The sequence below is a fragment of the Chitinophaga barathri genome, assembly GCF_003807585.1.
GTDB lineage: Bacteria > Bacteroidota > Bacteroidia > Chitinophagales > Chitinophagaceae > Chitinophaga > Chitinophaga barathri.
The window spans coordinates 221,221-237,723 of the sequence record NZ_RMBX01000005.1; the positions used below are offsets into that span (position 1 = coordinate 221,221).

Below are 16,503 nucleotides of genomic sequence, written 5' to 3' on the forward strand. Positions count from 1 at the left end.
TGCAGGATTTAACATGGTTAAAATGACAAATTCGTTCCGATGATGAATACTCTCGGCACCGGGTAGTTGGAATAATCGATCCCCGGCACCAGCGCGCCGCTGCCTCCTTTGCCAATGTAATTGCTCACTTCGGGGTTTCCGCTGTATTTGGTGAACAGGAAGGCGTTCTGCACGCTCGCATAGATGCGGGCACTGGAAATGAAGCCTTTTTTCGGAATGGAATACCCGAGCGTGATGTTTTTGATCCAGGCGTAGTCATTTTTTTCCACCGTCAGTGAACTTACGTCGCGGTACATCACCCTTCCGCGGCCGGAACCGTTCGTGGTGGGGATACGTCCGTTGCCCGGCTGCGATTCGGAGCGCCAGCGGTCTTTTACCTCGCGTCTTACGTTAAAAACCCCGTCTATATTACCGTTGTAGTCGTTCGTGGCGTGCAGCCTGTCCGCCCCCATGGAACCTACCACCAGCACCCGCAGGTCAAATTTGCCGTAGGTGAACATATTGGTGAGGCCCCAGGTGAAGTCAGGGTATGGATTGCCGATGATGTCAAAGTCCTGGCGCGGGGTGATCTGCCCGTCACCATTGATGTCCTTGAAACGGATGTTGCCGGGTATGGCGCCGGGGAATGCCGGGCCTTTATCTACCTCGCCCTGGTTCTGGTAAATACCGTCAAACACATAACCAAACAGCATGGCCAGCGGTTTGCCCACCATCGTGAAGTTCGTTGGGTTGCCCTCGCTGCTGTTCCCGGAGTAGATCGGGTCGTTGTTGCGGCCGAGCTTCAGCACTTTGTTGCGGTTAAAGGCGATGTTAAAATTGGTGTTCCAGGCGAACTTCACAGTTTTGATGTTCAGAGAATTGATACCCAGCTCAAGACCTTTATTTTCAAGGTCGCCGCTGTTTTCTGTCACCGTACCAAAACCCGAAGACTGCGGTATCTCTACCTGCAGCAGCAGATCCTCGGTGTTGCGTTTGTAGAAATCGGCGGTAATGTACAGGCGGTCTTTCCACAGACCGATGTCAATACCGATGTTCAGTTCCCTCATTTTTTCCCAGCCAAGATTGGGATTACCGAAGGAATTCATCACACGGCCGCCCGCAAGGGCGCCGCCCAGTACGTAGTCGGCCGTGCCGATGTTGCTCATATAAGAATAGTTCCCGATGTTGAAATTGCCGGTGAAGCCGTACGACGCCCTGATCTTAAGATCGCTGACGGCGGGGATGGCCTGCATAAAATTTTCCTGGGAAATCCGCCAGCCCAGCGCCAGGGACGGGAAAGTACCCCAGCGGTTATTCGCGCCGAAGCGGGAAGAACCATCTGTACGGATGGTAGCGGTAACGAGATATTTGTCTTTATACGCATAGTTCACACGGGCGAGGTAAGACAGCAATACCCACTCAGATTTGTCCGTGCCGCCGGTGAGGGTGGCCGCCGCGTTGAGGGTTTTGATATCGTCGTCCGGGAAGTTCGTACCATTGAACAGGGAGGAGTTGTCCTTTTGTTGCTGAATGGTATAACCCAGCAGGCCGGTCAGGTTGTGATCGTTGCGGCTCCAGTTGTAGGTCAGCGTGTTTTCGTTCAGCCAGTTGAGATTGTCTCCCTTGTAAGAATTGGCGCTGGGAATACTGGGAGGCGCGGTATTCACGCCGCCCAGCGTGGACGGGCGGAAATATTCAGCACTGGCATTCTGATAATCTATATTGATCGTGCTTTTGAATTTGAGGTTGGGAATGATCTCATATTCCGCGTAACCATTCATCAGCAGGCGGGTTTCTTTCAGATTGTTGACGGTCTCGTTCATCAGCATGATCGGGTTCGGCAGGCCGAAGGTGCCGGGGCTTTGGATGTAGGCGTTATAAGAACCGTCCGGATTATACGCAGGCTCTATCGGGCTGGCGATGCCAAACACCTCATCCCTGCCTTCGCCGCGGATAGCGCCCTTTTTGGTTGAAAAGGTGGGCGCCACATTCACACCGATCTTGAATTTATCGCTGATATTGGTTTCTATATTGGCGCGTACGGAATAACGTTTGTAACCGGTGTTGATCATCACGCCATCCTGGTTGAAGTACCCGATGGAAACATATGCGCGTGTTTTTTCACTGCCGCCGCTCACGCTGGCGTTGATCTCCTGCATGGGCGCCACACGGGTCACTTCGTTGAACCAGTTGGTGCCTTCGCCGATCAGCGAGGGATTGCGGTATTTCTCGGGAATGTCCGACTCTACCGGTTCACGCCCTTGCTCAAAGCGGATCTTGTCCTCCGTCAGTTCTTTCCAGAACTGTGCGAATTCCTGCCCGTTCATCAGGTCCGGCCGTCCTTTCTGTGGGATCGACTGCCAGCCGGTATTGGCTGACACAGATACCACGGGCTGCCCGGTAGCGCCCCGTTTGGTGGTGATGAGCACAACGCCGTTCGCGCCACGCGAACCGTAAATGGCGGTGGCGGATGCGTCTTTCAGGATGGCCATGGATTCAATATCCTGTGGATTGATGGCGTTCATCGGGTTGGTTACTTCACTGGAAGAAGTGGCCAGCGGAAAACCATCCACCACATACAGCGGCTGGCTGCCCGCACCCACGGCACCAATGCCTCTTACCTGCACCTGCGGCCCGCCGCCGGGAATACCGTTCGAGGTATTTACCTGTATGCCGGCCACCTGTCCGGCAAGCGCCTGGTCCACACCGGCTACCGGCATGTCCTTGATATTTTTCATGGAAACTATTCCCACCGAACCCGTTACGTCTTTTTTCTGCTGGGTACCATACCCCACTACCACTACCTGCGTCAATGTTTTGTTGCTGCTTTCCAGCTGTATGTTCACTACTTTTCTGTCTCCCACCAGCACGGTTTTGGATACAAATCCGATCATGCTGAAAACGAGGGAATCTGTCGGAGCGGCCTGTATCGTGTAGCGACCGCTGCCATCTGTAAAAGCGCCCGTGTTTGTTCCTTTAATGCCTACGGTTACGCTGGGCAAGGGCGAGCCCGTGGCTGCATCAGTCAGGTGACCGCTGATCGCGGCCTTGTTTTGTGAGTAAACGTGAAATGAAGCGCATAGCAGCATTGACAGGAAAATTCCCGCAAGTGCAAAACGCTGGTTTTTACACCGGTGATGGATCGTGGACTTAGACATAACAATGTGGAATTAGTGTGGCAAAAAGCGAATCTGGTATCAGACACAATTTAGACGAATGGTTATACATTCCTGTCCTGTTGCGTCCTGTACCGTCCTGTACTGTCCTGCCCGGGCATTGCCTGTGTCTAACGTATCGGGGTAAACGGAGCGGGTGCGGCGTTCCGCTACAGGGAAGGCCGCAGGTTGATATTGAAGGGAACTTCTATCTGCGCGCGCGAATGATCGAGGATGAGCTGCGCGGCTACCTCGCCCATGGCTTTGAAATCTGTGGAGATGGTGGTGATCCCGTTGAGGATGAGTTTTTTAAGCGGGGTCTCGTTGTAGGATATAACGCCAATGTCGCTGCCTACCTGCAATCCTTCGGACATGATCTTTTCTATCAGCGCCACCAGGTCGTTTTCCCGTATATTGATATATACATCGCCGCGGCGGATCTCATCCGTAAGAATGTCCGGCACCAGCTGGAAGGGGAAGGCATAATTCTGGCAGAAGCGTACAAAACCCTCCTGTATCTCTTCAGGGTAATAGGTATTGTCCGGGTAAATAAGTTTCAGCGCCTGGTATTGTTGCAGGCGGTCTTTGGCCTGCTCCAGCGCGCTGTATATGTCTTCCCGGAAATTTTCATACACCCCGCCATATTCTCCGGACACGCCTTTCAGCTTTTTGTCCAGCAGGATGAGTTTTTCCTTCGGAATGGTATTGATCACCTCGTCGACATGCTCCCAGCGCTCCCGGAAGTGCGGGAGGATGACCACATGGGTATAGTCGTTTACTTTCTGCGACAGCAGTTTCTTAAACAGGCTGAAGTCACTGTTGTAAATATAGAAGTCAATATTGGCGTGCTCTCCCAGCCGGGCGGCAAAGGAATCGTAAATGATCTTTTTATGTTCGCTGAGTTTATTAAATAATAGCAGTATCTTATATGGCTGGCGCGGGTGAGCGTTTTGCACATAATAGCCTTTGCCGGGCACGGAGCCGAGCACCCCGATGCTTTTGAGATGTTTGTAGGCCTTTTCAGCCGTGTCCCGCGAGATCTCGAAAACGTAGCTCACCTCGTTGATAGAGGGCAGGATATCGTCCTGTTGCAATTTTCCGTCCGCTATCGTCTGGATAATCGCATTCGCCAGCTGATAATATTTGGGAGTGGCAGAAAAATCATCGATAAAAAGATACTTAAAAACCGGGTGTTGCTTCATAAGCTTACATTTTCGCCTGGCGGTAAAGTAAGAAAATAATTGTAAAGTTGCTGAAGGGCATGACAGTGCATGACAGTTCAAAAATACACAAGCTTTACTTTAGCAACATGACATTCCACGTCACCATCATGTTCCCCGGCAATCCACGGATATGCCATCAGAAATCTTAAAAGGAATTTTATGTCTTTAGATAGAACTATCCAATTCAGGCATGTTAGTTATTTATGGGATGAAAAACAAGTCGCCGCAATGGCCGGCGATGAAGTGGCCCTGCTGATCTACCGTTCCAACCTGCTGGGGGCGGACCTCCGGCTCACCAATTACGGTGGCGGGAATACTTCCTGCAAGGTGCAGGCGAAAGACCCGCTGACCGGCGCTTCCACGGAAGTGATGTGGGTAAAGGGCTCCGGCGGCGATCTCGGCACGTTGAAGAAAAGCGGGCTGGCGGCTTTGTATGTGGACCGTCTCCGCAGCCTGCAAAGGGTCTACCGCGGTGTGGAGCACGAGGATGAAATGGTGGAACTGTTTAATCACTGCATATTCGACCTGAGTTCCAAAGCACCCTCCATTGATACGCCGCTGCATGGTTTTCTTCCCTTTGCACACATCGATCACCTGCATCCCGATGCGGCCATCGCTATTGCCGCCGCGAAAGACGGGGAAAAGATCACGCAGGAGTTATTCAGCGGCACCATAGGCTGGGTGGACTGGCAGCGCCCGGGCTTCGACCTTGGCCTTAAACTAAAACAGTGCCTGGACGAAAATCCCGGCATCCGTGGCATCATGCTCGGCTCTCACGGCCTTTTCACCTGGGGCGATACCGCTTACGAAAGTTATATCAATACCCTGGAAGTGGTGGAGCGCTGCGCGCAATACCTCGCGGAAAATACAGGGAAAAAAGCCCCGGTGTTCGGCGGCGCGAAGATCACATCCCCTCCACAGGAAAAAAGACATGCACAGGCCATTGCACTGGCACCGCTGCTGCGCGGGTATTGTTCTTCCCAGGTCCGTATGGTGGGCCATTTTACAGACGATGCGCGTGTGCTCGAATTTATCAATTCAAAAGATATAGACCGGCTGGCACCGATGGGCACCAGCTGCCCGGATCATTTCCTGCGTACAAAGATCAGCCCGCTGGTGCTGGAGCTGAAGCCCGACGCGGACCTCAGCGATACAACTAAAATAAAAGCGTTACTGGCGCCGCAGTTTGAAGCGTACCGCGAAATGTATACCGAATATTACAAAAGCTGCCGCCATCCAGACAGCCCTGCGATGCGTGATGCGAACCCTGTAGTGGTATTGTATCCCGGCATCGGCATGTTCACTTTCGCAAAGGACAAACAAACGGCGCGCGTGGCATCTGAATTTTATATCAATGCCATCAACGTGATGAAGGGGGCGGAAGCAGTTTCTGCTTACACTTCCCTGCCAAGACAGGAGGCATTTAATATCGAATACTGGCTGCTGGAAGAAGCAAAACTCCAGCGTATGCCCAAACCCAAGGCCCTTAGCGGCCGTGTGGCCCTGGTAACGGGCAGCGCGGGCGGGATCGGCAAAGCCATTGCCATGAAGTTCGCGGCGGAAGGGGCTGTAGTCGTGATCAACGACAACGATGAAACAAGACTGGCCACCGCCAGGGAAACATTTGCAAAAGATTTCGGGAAAGATGTGTTCGCCGCGGAAGTACTGGACGTAACCACCGAATCATCCGTACGATCCGTGTTTAATGCCACCATACTGGCATTCGGCGGGGTGGACATCGTGGTGAACTGCGCCGGCCTGTCCATCTCCAAACCGCTGGAAGAACATACGGAAGCCGACTGGAACCTGGTCTACGACGTGCTGGTAAAAGGCCAGTTCCTCGTCACACGCGAAGGGGCGGGCATTATGCGCAAGCAGGGTTTTGGAGGGGACGTGCTGAACATCGTCAGCAAAAACGCCCTCGTATCCGGGCCGAACAACGCCGCATATGGCTCGGCCAAGGCGGCGCAGCTGCATCTCAGCCGCCTGAACGCAGCCGAATTAGGGAAAGACCATATCCGGGTAAATACCGTAAACCCCGATGCAGTGATCTCCGATAGTAAAATATGGGCGGGCGCATGGGCGGAAGGCCGTGCAAAAGCATATGGCGTAAAAGTGGAAGAGCTGCCCGCATATTATGCGAGCCGCACTTTACTCAACGAGATCATTGTGCCGGAAGATATCGCCAACGCATGTTTTGTATTTGTGGGAGGTTTGCTGAACAAGGCTACAGGCAATGTTCTGAACGTTGACGGCGGCGTGGCGATGGCATTTGTACGATAGGCATTAAGATAAATTCCATGGAGAGAATTCCGGTCATAGCAATTTTTGATATCGGTAAAACGAATAAAAAACTGTTCCTCTTCGATGAGCAATACCGTATTGTATTCGAAGAGAGCGTGCGCCTGGAGGAAACAACGGACGAAGACGGCGATGCCTGCGAAGACCTACCCCTCCTGCGCCGCTTTGTGCAGGACACCATGGCTTCGATATTGGAACGGGAGGAATTCCTGGTAAAAGCGGTGAACTTCTCCGCCTACGGCGCCAGCATGGTCTTTATAGACGAAACCGGCCGGCCGCTGACACCGTTATACAGTTACCTGAAACCTTACCCCGCGTCCCTGCACAGTTCTTTTTATGATCAAAACGGCGGGGAAGCCGCGTTTTCACTTCAATCCGCCTCCCCCATACTTGGCAGCCTGAATTCAGGCATGCAGCTGTACCGGCTGAAATACCAGCAGCCGGCACTATTCCGCAAAACGAAATACGCGCTACACCTGCCGCAATACATCAGTTTCCTGCTGACGGGCACAGCCTGTTCCGACATTACCAGCATCGGCTGCCACACCAATCTCTGGGACTTCCGCCGCCAGCAATACCACTCCTGGACGGAGACCGAAGGCGTCCGTGTTAAACTGGCGCCCCTGCAGCGGTGCGATAAAGTACAACCCGGCACATACCTCGCCGGCACCGGCCTTCATGACAGCTCCGCCGCACTGATCCCCTACCTGGTACAGTTCGGCGAACCCTTTCTGCTGATCTCCACCGGCACCTGGTGCATCAGCCTCAATCCTTTTAACGACTCACCACTGACGGACGAAGAACTACGGCAGGACTGTCTCTGTTACCTTTCTTTCCAGGGCAGGCCCGTAAAGGCTTCCCGCCTGTTTGCCGGCCGCGACCATGAACTACAGGTGGCACGCATCGCTGAACATTTCAACAAAAAAGAAACGGATTTCCACACCATGCCCTTCGACGACGCACTGGTACAAAAGCTGCAATCCCGGTACCCGGATGACGCGTTCTTTTCACAACGGGAGCTCCCCGCTTTTGAAACCGCGGAAGAAGCCTACCACCAGCTGATGATCGATATTATTGCCCAGCAGCGCCATGCTACCGGGCTTGTACTGCATGGCGATAAAGTGAAAAATATTTTCGTGGATGGCGGCTTCAGCAAAAACGCGCTTTACATGAACCTGCTCGCCGCCGCGTTCCCTGAAATGACTGTGTTCGCCGCGGATGTGGCACAGGCTTCAGCCATTGGCGCGGCCATGGTTATTCACGAAGCCTGGAACCGGCATCCGATACCGGGCAACCTGGTTTCGCTAACCGGGTATACCCGTAAAAGTGTGCATTAGCCCGCGTATACCTGCGAAAACCCGGATCACCTTTTGTTGCAAAATCTTCAACCCGGCAAACTTTCACCCCTTCACAGATCAATATATTGTGTCATCTCCAATTCCTCTGCCAGCAGCGGGTCGTGCGAAACCAGCAGCAGCGTGCCTTTATATGACTTCAACGCGTTCGTGAATATCTCCAGGCTGCTGATGTCCAGGTTGTTAGCGGGCTCGTCCAGCACGATCATATCCGGATGCGTATTGGATACGTAAAGGCAGCAGATGGTCAGCTTCATTTTTTCACCGCCGCTTAACTGCACACATTTTTTATCCCAGAGATCCACGCCAAGCTGATACTGGATCAGCAAGGTTTTAAGAGCGGCGGGTTCCAGCCGTTGGCGGTTGTATTGTTCCAGCTGTTCCACGACCGTTTTCTCCGCATCGATAAAACTGTATTGCTGATCCAGGTAGATGATCTCGCAGGGGGCCTTTTCCAGTGTACCGGTAGTGGGTTCCAGGGCGCCGATGATGAGTTTGAGCAGCGTCGTTTTGCCGGCGCCGTTCATGCCGCGTATCACGAACCGGTCCCCGCTGTTGACCTGGAAACTCAACGGCTCCGCCCATAATGGTGTTTTATCATACACAAAATTGACGCCGGTGGCCAATACCAGTTTTTTACCGCGATGCAGCAAGGAATCCGGGAAACGCAGTTGCAGCAACTGTTCTTTGCCCAGCAGATCCCTTTGCTGCTGTAGTTCTTTTGTTATACCACCTACCTTTTCCGCGTGCACCGCCTGCGATTTTGCGGCGCTCTGTTCAGAAGCATTTTTCATCACATTCACCATGATCTTCGGGATGCCCGAACGGTCCTTATCCCGGCCTTCCTGGCGCTGTTTGCGTTCTTTGGACAACTGCGCCTGTTTTTTCGCGAGCTTCAGTTCCTTTTCACGGTGATGGATATCCTGCTGCAAAGCGTTCAATTGCTCCTCCCGGCGTGCTTTATAAAACTCATAATTGCCACCGTACACTTCAAGTTTTCCGTAAGCCAGCGCCAGCGTGGTATTGTTCAGGTGCAAAAGTGATCTGTCGTGACTCACGGCCACCAGCGTGCCTTTATATCTTTCAATAAAACGGTACAGTTGTTCCCTCCCCCGCAGGTCCAGGTGATTGGTCGGCTCGTCCAGCAGGATGATGGGGGGTACGTGTAGTTCCATGCCGGCCAGCATTACACGTGTTTGTTCCCCGCCGCTGAGCCGGTGCATGGGCAGGGCAAGGTCGATATGGTCCAGTTGCCAGTCTGCCAGCGCTTTGTTCACCTGTTCTTCAATATCCCATTCATCAGCCAATGTTTCAAAATGGGATTCATCTGTTTCTCCCCTGAGAATGGCCTGTAACGCTTTGATCTTTTTGTCCACGTTCAGGGCTTCCGCCACGGTCTGCTCCTGCAACCAGCCCAATTGCTGCGGCACATAATACGGCCATGAAGCGGTGATAACATGGCCTTCGGAAGGAGCCAGCCGCCCGGCCATAATTTGCAGCAGCGTGGATTTCCCGGCGCCATTGTTGCCGATGAGGTTCACGTGCTGGCCGGTTTCAACGGAACAGTTAAGATGCTCAAAAAGCAGGGTTCCGTCATTATGATAGTAGGTAATATCGTGGAGGATAATACTCATGATAACAGGAGATTTAAGTAATAAAAAATGTAACCGGGGGCGAAGCGGCCCGAAGAGATCAGTATCCGTGATGGATCATTAAAAGATAAAACGCATGTTGACTAAGTTTATCCAGGCGCAAGCGCTCCTGGTGGGCTTTTTGTGCCCGTTATTCAAGAAGATGATGAATAAATTACTTAGTAAGTTTCACTGGAGTATTGTTTAAGTGAGGTGCAAAGATAAGAATTTCCTGAAATTGTACATACCTTTCCTTTATCCGGATACTGGAATTACCGGTCCCCGGGTTAGTTTTGTTTCCAACGCTGCCCGCTATGGAATATCCACAAGATACCATCGAAATGTTGCTGCAAAAGTTCAGGCCGGTGATGGGCCCGGACTATGAGAAATACCGGAATCACGTGTACCGCGTTTTCTCCAACTGCCTGTTACTGGACGAAGAAAAAACAAATGCGTTCAAATATTCGGTAGCGGCTGTTTTCCACGACATCGGCATCTGGACTGATCACACTTTCGACTACCGTTCCCCGTCCATCGCGCAGGTCCGTATCTACCTCGCTGAAACACCCAATCATGCACTGGCAGACGAAATCTCGGCAATGATCTACTGGCATCATAAAATAAGCCCGTACAAAGGCGATCATGAACAATGTGTGGAAGTATTCCGGAAAGCGGACTGGATGGACGTTTCGTTGGGTGTATTGTCTTTTGGCGCCGACCAGGCCCAGATGGCGGCAAACAGGAATAAATTCCCCAACCGGGGTTTTCATTTATTTCTTTTAAAACAATCGCTGAAGAACTTCGTCAGACATCCCCTCAACCCGCTTCCTATTTTTAAAAAATAATTACCGGCTTAAGTAATCCGCTGAAGAAAAGCATTCAGATCATCGTCTTTCTCCAGCCCCAGCTTCTGTTTGATCCTGTAGCGGCTCATCCGTACGCTTTTGGCTTCGATGTGCATCAGTTGTGCAATTTGGCGGGTATCCATCTTCAGGTAGAGGTACGCGCAGAGTTTGAGGTCCAGGAGGGTGAGCTTTCGTTGCGCCCTTTCGCTGACCAGGTAGAAAAAATCGGGGTGTACCTGTTGTATCTGTAATTTGGCGTGTTCGAAGTCGCTGTCCAGCACCATTTCTTCTTTTAGTATCTTCTGCATGTTCACGGGGTCGCCACCGGCCAATTTATCTTTGATGTTCAGCAGGGTCTGGTTTTTATGCTCCAGTTGCAACACATTGGCCATCACCTCTTTTTTCAGTTGTTGCTGTTGTGTTTCCAGCAGTTGTTGTTCTACCTTCAGCCTGGCTTGTTCTTCTTTTTCCAGTTTGATCTGCAATTCTGATTCCTGTCTTTCCAGTTGCAGCTGTTTCTCCCGCTGGGCGGCATAGCGGATCTTATAACGATAGGCGCGGATCATAAACAATAAGCCCAGCACCGCAGCCAGGGCGATAGATCCGTACAGGTAATTTTGCAGCCGGCGGCTCTTTTCCCGCTCCCTGAGTATCCGCATTTCGTTCGTATGTTTCTCCGTTTCATACTGGATCTCCAGCTTCTGTGCGTTGAGGGCCTGCTTATGGTTGAAGTTCTTGTTATTATATTCCGTTACTTCTTCCTGGTATTCCAGCGCTTTTCGGTAATCTCCTTTTTGCGCATAAAAATAGGACAGCGCCTGCACCACGTTGATCATCGTGTAATAATAGGGCGGGTCCTGCGTTTTCATCACTTCGTAAGCCTCCAGCAGATAATTCCCGGCCTGATCGCGGTTTCCCGCCCGGCTGGCATATTCGCTCAGGATGCCCAGGCTGCTGCCTACCACCTCCTGGCAGTTCGGCACTCCTTTTAATACTTCACTTGCTTTTGTTGCATACTGAATACCTTTTGCCTCGGCCGCCCGGTCCGTTTCGGGGTAATATTTCAGGTAGCTGCTCGCCAGGTTGATGCAGGTAATGGCGTAAGTGAAGCCTGCCACCTGCCCCGGGTATTGATGATAGAGCATTTCGGCCTTTTTGAGGTAAAACAGGATACTGTCTGGTGACCGTGAGCCCCTGGCGCTATTATAATTATAATCATGCGCTACGGACAGCGCCATGTAACAATTGCTCAACAGGTTATAATCTTTCGTGCGGAGGGCGTTTTCAGTGGCTTTCCGGGCGTAGTTGTTCACCCGGGCTTCGTTGTTCCAGTCAGAATACACCACGTAGAGCTGGTAATAGACCTTGGCAGCGAGATACGGGTCCTCCGCTTTTTCCAGTTCTTTGAGCGCCTGGTTGCAATACCTTACCACATCCTCCCCGTTGTCCAGCATTTTGAAAAGCAGCACCTGGGAATAATAACCATAGGCCATGGCAAGCGGGTCATTCGCCTGTTTGGCCAGCGCCAGGGCGGAATCGCTTACCGGCTTCAGGGAGCCGAACTCCTTTGCGGAGATCCGGATGTTCACCAGCAGGGTGTATGCTTTGGCAGCATAGGTATAATCCCGCCGCCCCAGGGCAATGGCCGCGCTTTGTGACGCCAGGGCCTCCGCCGCCTTGTAGTTTTTATTGATCCTGTAAATTTCCCCCAGCTGGTTCAATAAAGGGAGCTTTTCTTCCTCCGTCCGCCCACCATGATCGATCACCGCCTGCAAGCTGTCCGAAAGGGTCGTTTGACCGATACCGCGCAAAGGCATTGCCATCCAAATGCATATAACCAGGATACGGAGACTGGGCTTCATGCCGCCAAATTACAATAAATCAGCAGGATATCGTTTCATACTTGATTGATATACAACATGTATAATTATATTTAAAACAAGTGCTTCACAGAACCTGTAGACAGATTGTAGACGCCGTTTTGAAAAAAAGTAGATGCTCTGTAGGATACCTGTATTTGGAAACAACCGCCGGGCGGATGGAAATTTGTACAAATTCAGAACCCATGACCGAGTACACTTATTTCATCCCCGAAGGCGGCAAATTCCACCTCAAAACAAAATGGTCCACCGCGGCCATACGGGCAGTGTTCTGCCTGGCGATAGCCGCCGGCATATATGCCATTGTACCGCCTGAAAAGGAGATCGGGGCCTGGGGAGCCGGCTTTTTTGTGGTGTTTGCCCTAGTGAACCTGCTGAAAGCCACCAAAAAACTCACGATCGACCCGGCTGCCAGGACCGTCATCCACAAAAACAATGCGCTGAGCCCGGAAGTGACCTATCATTTTGATGATTTTGTACGGTTTTATGTGCTTACCGGCAGTTATGTTTTCAAATTCATCACCCTGGACAGTACCGCCTTCCTTGTATTCGACCAGGATGGCCGGGAAAAACAGGTGCCGGTGGTAGTCGGCCTGTTCAGCACCCGCCCCGCGCAAAACGCCGTGAATGAAGTAAGCGGGATCATGGGAATAGAAGCTGCCTGAAACCCCGGCCATGGAAAAATATCAACTGACCATAACACCCTCCGAACTGAGCATTCGGCCCTATTTCGGGTACCTGCCGAAAATAAGGCTGTTCGCCATCCTCTTTATCCTGACCTTCAGCGCCGCGCCTTTCCTCCGAAACCTGTTAATCTTAACCTCAGATGTTTTGAAAATCGTGTACGTCCTGGGCAGTATCCTGCTCTTGTACGCCGTGTACGACTACCTGTTCCACGCAAGCGTGCGGTTCCTGTTCGATAAAAGAACGAGGTCCATTTATAAGGTCAATGGGATTGCTTTTAAAAAACGATTGATGGCTTTTGATGAAATGACGGTGCTCACCGGTTCGGAATATGGCCTGAATACTTACGCCATCGGGCGGAAGAAAAAACAATTCGTAAAAAACTATTCCATCAGCGGCCCTTTCGGCAACAGTAAAAAAGACCGGGCCAGGGAAGAGGAATACGTTGAAAAAATATTGAACCCTATCCTTGAATTCATTAAAAGTTAAACGGAAACCATGAAAACACTACGTTACATCCCGGTTATGCTGCTGCTTGGCTTCATGACCATTCTTGCCTGCAAAATGCCCGCTTCGCCGGAAAAGTATTTTGATGCGGCAGCCCTGAATGCCAATGCCGTCGCGCATTTCGGCAGCGATTATTTTATTACCGCCCTGGGATACGGGAAAAGACCAGCAGGCACAGGGCCGGGGGAATTCAGTTACGAGCAGCAGGTAGGCTTCGCTATCCAACGGGTTCAAAAATACATGGAAAATGTAGAAGGCCTGATGGCAACCAACGACTCCAAAGCCTTGCTGGACGCGTCCAAAGATCTGTTCAGTTTTACGCTGGAAAGTTATAACAAGGACCATCTGCCCATCGCCCGGCTGATAGACCGCAAGGCGCCTGAGGAAGAAGTAGCCAAAGCCATGGAAGCGCTGGATAAAAAGTCGTACGAAACGTTCCTGGTCAAATACGACAAACTCTACAACATCGGGACACAGTACGCCAAAGAACACGGCATCCGGCTGGCGGAAGGGCCCAAATTTAACCCATAAACCACATCATATGTTTCGAGCACTTGGTTTATTCTGGGGGATCTACATGTTCTTTTTCGCCGTCCCCTTCCCGATGATCCTGTATTACAACATCAAAAGCGAATCGGACATCGCCGGGCTTGCTGACCAAAATCCCTGGTTGGCACTGGGCATCCTTGCGTTGTCCCTCGTTTTGTGGGGGATTGTGCTGACGGGCTTCTTCCGCACATGGGTATTATCCAGCTTTATAGCGAAAAGGAATGTAGATAGACTGCTGAAACATGGCATAGAAAGGGAGGCAAAGATCTTATCCGCGGAAAAGGTCTCCAAAGAAGGCGCCACGTACAGCACCTACCATCTCAGTCTTTCTTTTAAAAACCTTGTCAACACCGAGATCGTACAAAAAACCGCGGTGAACGACGCAAGGCCGCATGAGCACCGCTTCGAAGCAGGCAAAAGGGTGAACATCCTGATCGACGGGGACATGAAATCTATTCCTTACCTGATCTTTTCCGGCTCGGAAGCCGGCATCCACATACCTATCATCAGCCTGATCATACTCGGCTGGCTGGCGGTGGCCGCGGTCGTTGCCGGGTATTATGTTTTTTCTTATACCCTGGAAAGTTACGGGATGGGATGGCGGTTTATCGGTTTCCTGCATCCGCTGACGCTTTGCCCCCTCATCCTGCTGGGGTACCGGCTGCTGGGGAAACTCCTTTCCAATTTCACCGGGGAGCCGGAAGATGTGGCCCTTATCAAATTCAAAGGTGTAAGGACCAACGCAAAACTCCTCAGCGCCAACCAAACCGGGACATACATCAACGAACAGCCCATGGTCCGCTTTGAACTGGAGTTTACAGATGAGCGCCAGCAAAAACACAAAACCAGCCTGAAAAAGATCGTCGACCTGCTTCACCTGGATATCACGCGGCAGGAAACCATTGATATTTTTTACCTGAAAAACAATCCTCAGCAGGTTGCCTTCGCCCGCGACCTGGAGGATATAAGCTGATATGATGAAACAACTGACCGTTCTAATTTTTTGCAGTTGCCTGTTCCTTGCCTGCAACCAGGTATCGAGATCTGTGCAGGAAACCTTTCACCCTACGGACACGCCCGTCCTGGCCAAACCGGCCGTCACTACTATCCCTACGCCTATACAGTTCCCCACCAACCAGGCGCAGACGGTCACCAGCGCCACTATCACCATCGAAACACACACGAGCACTACCACGCATACCCACCGGCATACAGAGGGCAAAAATGTCCGTTTTCTCACTGATGGAAACAGGTTAAACAAAGCAGAGGAAGCCCTGAAAAAACTGCCGCAATACGCCGGCAAAGAGATATTCATTTATTCTTCCATCCACTTTTACAAGGACGGAAGTATCCACGCCCTGCTCCGGCACCCCGAAAACCCTGACTATATCGACAAATACATCTACCGGAACGGCGCCTGGTCCGCCCCGAAGCCCGAGCAGGTAACCAACAAAGACCGCATCCGTACCCGGCTGATCTCCCTCGACAGGATCCGCTTTAGCAATGCCGCCAAAGTAGCCCGGGCCCTGCAGGAAAAAACACGGGAAGTGGAAGGCGCCAAACCGGTGACGAGCGTCTATATCTCCATCTGGGATAATGGTATGCGCTGGTTCCCCTCCACGATCAACGGGAGCCGCGACCGGTATTCCCTGCAATTCAGCGAGGACGGGGAGTTAAAGAAGTTTGAGCTGGAATAAATGCCAATATTTGCCTGGAAATGCACCTTTTTGCCATGCTAACGATCCGGCAAAGCCGCTACCAGGCTCATTAAAGAAGCGACACTGATAGTATTTTGCCATCATAGATAAAAATAGCCCCGCAGTTGCTGCATCATACCGGGAACTCTATATGGTGGCTATAGGAGAGATACAGGGTAGGCGGAGTTGAGGTGGAGATGAGGCGGACTTGATCCGGAATTGATCCGGTTAATATTCTACCAGGAGCAGGCCAATCCCTTTACCCGCTTGAATTTCATATTGTAAGACCTCCCAGCCTTAATGATTGTTCCCTGCCAATAAAACAATTAGGATTATCCTTCCCGGTCGCGTTTCGCAAAATGGAGGGTGGATATGCGGTGAAGCTGGTCTTTGAAAAGTTGTTGGTGATGTTCGGCTTTCATTTCCTTCAGGCAGTTGCTGCAAAGGCAGTCTGCATAGCGAGCGGAAATATAATCGCGGTCTTCCTGGCTCAGGTTCACAGCTGTGCACTGGCATATCAGGATAGAGCCAACCTTACATTCAAACCCGGCATTACACCGGGGGCAATATTTCCGTTCGTGTTCGCACATATGATAACTAATTTACCAAGTAACCGGCAAATTGCCGCAAAAAATATTCTCCCGTTCGTAAGAATTTAATAGCGGGTAATATCACATACTCCTTGATACATCTTTCT

13 protein-coding genes are annotated in these 16,503 nt (G+C 51.5%); 8 read left to right on the plus strand and 5 right to left on the minus strand.

Annotated elements, in window-relative coordinates; translation table 11 throughout:
- Window positions 1-17 precede the first annotated feature (17 nt).
- On the minus strand, window positions 18-3,137 hold the full coding sequence (locus EG028_RS10840; RefSeq protein ID WP_120516503.1) for a SusC/RagA family TonB-linked outer membrane protein: 3,120 nt from the start codon (window positions 3,135-3,137) through the stop codon (window positions 18-20).
- A gap of 167 nt (window positions 3,138-3,304) precedes the next feature.
- On the minus strand, window positions 3,305-4,336 hold the full coding sequence (locus EG028_RS10845) for a GntR family transcriptional regulator (RefSeq protein WP_120516502.1): 1,032 nt from the start codon (window positions 4,334-4,336) through the stop codon (window positions 3,305-3,307).
- A gap of 180 nt (window positions 4,337-4,516) precedes the next feature.
- On the opposite strand from EG028_RS10845, the gene EG028_RS10850 reads away from it, so the two are divergent.
- Together EG028_RS10850 and EG028_RS10855 are read left to right on the plus strand one after the other, a co-directional pair.
- Window positions 4,517-6,640, plus strand: a complete 2,124-nt coding sequence (locus EG028_RS10850) for a bifunctional aldolase/short-chain dehydrogenase (protein WP_120516501.1) — start codon at window positions 4,517-4,519, stop codon at window positions 6,638-6,640.
- Window positions 6,641-6,657: 17 nt separating this feature from the next.
- A complete protein-coding gene (locus tag EG028_RS10855; protein ID WP_120516500.1) occupies window positions 6,658-7,995 on the plus strand; it encodes an FGGY-family carbohydrate kinase in 1,338 nt (445 codons plus the stop codon).
- 71 nt (window positions 7,996-8,066) lie between these two features.
- Here EG028_RS10855 and EG028_RS10860 read toward each other — a convergent pair whose 3' ends face one another.
- Window positions 8,067-9,647 carry an ABC-F family ATP-binding cassette domain-containing protein gene (locus tag EG028_RS10860; RefSeq protein WP_120516499.1) on the minus strand — a complete coding sequence of 527 codons (1,581 nt, stop codon included), beginning with the start codon at window positions 9,645-9,647 and terminating at the stop codon, window positions 8,067-8,069.
- Between the two features lie 311 nt (window positions 9,648-9,958).
- Between EG028_RS10860 and EG028_RS10865 the strand changes: the two genes are divergently transcribed.
- Window positions 9,959-10,489 (plus strand): HD domain-containing protein, encoded by a 531-nt coding sequence (locus tag EG028_RS10865; RefSeq protein WP_120516498.1) that lies wholly within the window; start codon window positions 9,959-9,961, stop codon window positions 10,487-10,489.
- 8 nt (window positions 10,490-10,497) lie between these two features.
- Here EG028_RS10865 and EG028_RS10870 read toward each other — a convergent pair whose 3' ends face one another.
- On the minus strand, window positions 10,498-12,312 hold the full coding sequence (locus EG028_RS10870) for a helix-turn-helix transcriptional regulator (RefSeq protein WP_120516654.1): 1,815 nt from the start codon (window positions 12,310-12,312) through the stop codon (window positions 10,498-10,500).
- Between the two features lie 242 nt (window positions 12,313-12,554).
- Here EG028_RS10870 and EG028_RS10875 point away from each other — a divergent pair, with 242 nt between their 5' ends.
- The 5 genes from EG028_RS10875 to EG028_RS10895 are packed head-to-tail and all read left to right on the plus strand — an operon-like array spanning window position 12,555 to window position 15,806.
- On the plus strand, window positions 12,555-13,034 hold the full coding sequence (locus tag EG028_RS10875) for a hypothetical protein (RefSeq protein ID WP_120516497.1): 480 nt from the start codon (window positions 12,555-12,557) through the stop codon (window positions 13,032-13,034).
- Window positions 13,035-13,044: 10 nt separating this feature from the next.
- Window positions 13,045-13,542, plus strand: a complete 498-nt coding sequence (locus EG028_RS10880; RefSeq protein ID WP_120516496.1) for a hypothetical protein — start codon at window positions 13,045-13,047, stop codon at window positions 13,540-13,542.
- A 9-nt stretch (window positions 13,543-13,551) separates the two neighbouring features.
- Window positions 13,552-14,091 (plus strand): hypothetical protein, encoded by a 540-nt coding sequence (locus EG028_RS10885; RefSeq protein WP_120516495.1) that lies wholly within the window; start codon window positions 13,552-13,554, stop codon window positions 14,089-14,091.
- A 10-nt stretch (window positions 14,092-14,101) separates the two neighbouring features.
- Window positions 14,102-15,082 carry a hypothetical protein gene (locus EG028_RS10890; protein ID WP_120516494.1) on the plus strand — a complete coding sequence of 327 codons (981 nt, stop codon included), beginning with the start codon at window positions 14,102-14,104 and terminating at the stop codon, window positions 15,080-15,082.
- Between the two features lies 1 nt (window position 15,083).
- The gene (locus tag EG028_RS10895) at window positions 15,084-15,806 is read left to right on the plus strand and encodes a hypothetical protein (RefSeq protein ID WP_206614433.1); all 723 of its coding nucleotides are present in this window, start codon (window positions 15,084-15,086) and stop codon (window positions 15,804-15,806) included.
- A gap of 332 nt (window positions 15,807-16,138) precedes the next feature.
- Here the strand turns inward: EG028_RS10895 and EG028_RS10900 are convergent, their stop codons facing one another.
- A complete protein-coding gene (locus tag EG028_RS10900) occupies window positions 16,139-16,396 on the minus strand; it encodes a cysteine-rich CWC family protein (protein ID WP_120516493.1) in 258 nt (85 codons plus the stop codon).
- Window positions 16,397-16,503: the final 107 nt, after the last annotated feature.

Coding starts and splice junctions, on each gene's coding strand:
- EG028_RS10840 (WP_120516503.1), bottom strand. CDS start 3,137: ATGTCTAAGTCCACGATCCATCACCGGTGTAAAAACCAGCGTTTTGCA.
- EG028_RS10845 (WP_120516502.1), bottom strand. CDS start 4,336: ATGAAGCAACACCCGGTTTTTAAGTATCTTTTTATCGATGATTTTTCT.
- EG028_RS10850 (WP_120516501.1), top strand. CDS start 4,517: ATGTCTTTAGATAGAACTATCCAATTCAGGCATGTTAGTTATTTATGG.
- EG028_RS10855 (WP_120516500.1), top strand. CDS start 6,658: ATGGAGAGAATTCCGGTCATAGCAATTTTTGATATCGGTAAAACGAAT.
- EG028_RS10860 (WP_120516499.1), bottom strand. CDS start 9,647: ATGAGTATTATCCTCCACGATATTACCTACTATCATAATGACGGAACC.
- EG028_RS10865 (WP_120516498.1), top strand. CDS start 9,959: ATGGAATATCCACAAGATACCATCGAAATGTTGCTGCAAAAGTTCAGG.
- EG028_RS10870 (WP_120516654.1), bottom strand. CDS start 12,312: ATGGCAATGCCTTTGCGCGGTATCGGTCAAACGACCCTTTCGGACAGC.
- EG028_RS10875 (WP_120516497.1), top strand. CDS start 12,555: ATGACCGAGTACACTTATTTCATCCCCGAAGGCGGCAAATTCCACCTC.
- EG028_RS10880 (WP_120516496.1), top strand. CDS start 13,045: ATGGAAAAATATCAACTGACCATAACACCCTCCGAACTGAGCATTCGG.
- EG028_RS10885 (WP_120516495.1), top strand. CDS start 13,552: ATGAAAACACTACGTTACATCCCGGTTATGCTGCTGCTTGGCTTCATG.
- EG028_RS10890 (WP_120516494.1), top strand. CDS start 14,102: ATGTTTCGAGCACTTGGTTTATTCTGGGGGATCTACATGTTCTTTTTC.
- EG028_RS10895 (WP_206614433.1), top strand. CDS start 15,084: ATGATGAAACAACTGACCGTTCTAATTTTTTGCAGTTGCCTGTTCCTT.
- EG028_RS10900 (WP_120516493.1), bottom strand. CDS start 16,396: ATGTGCGAACACGAACGGAAATATTGCCCCCGGTGTAATGCCGGGTTT.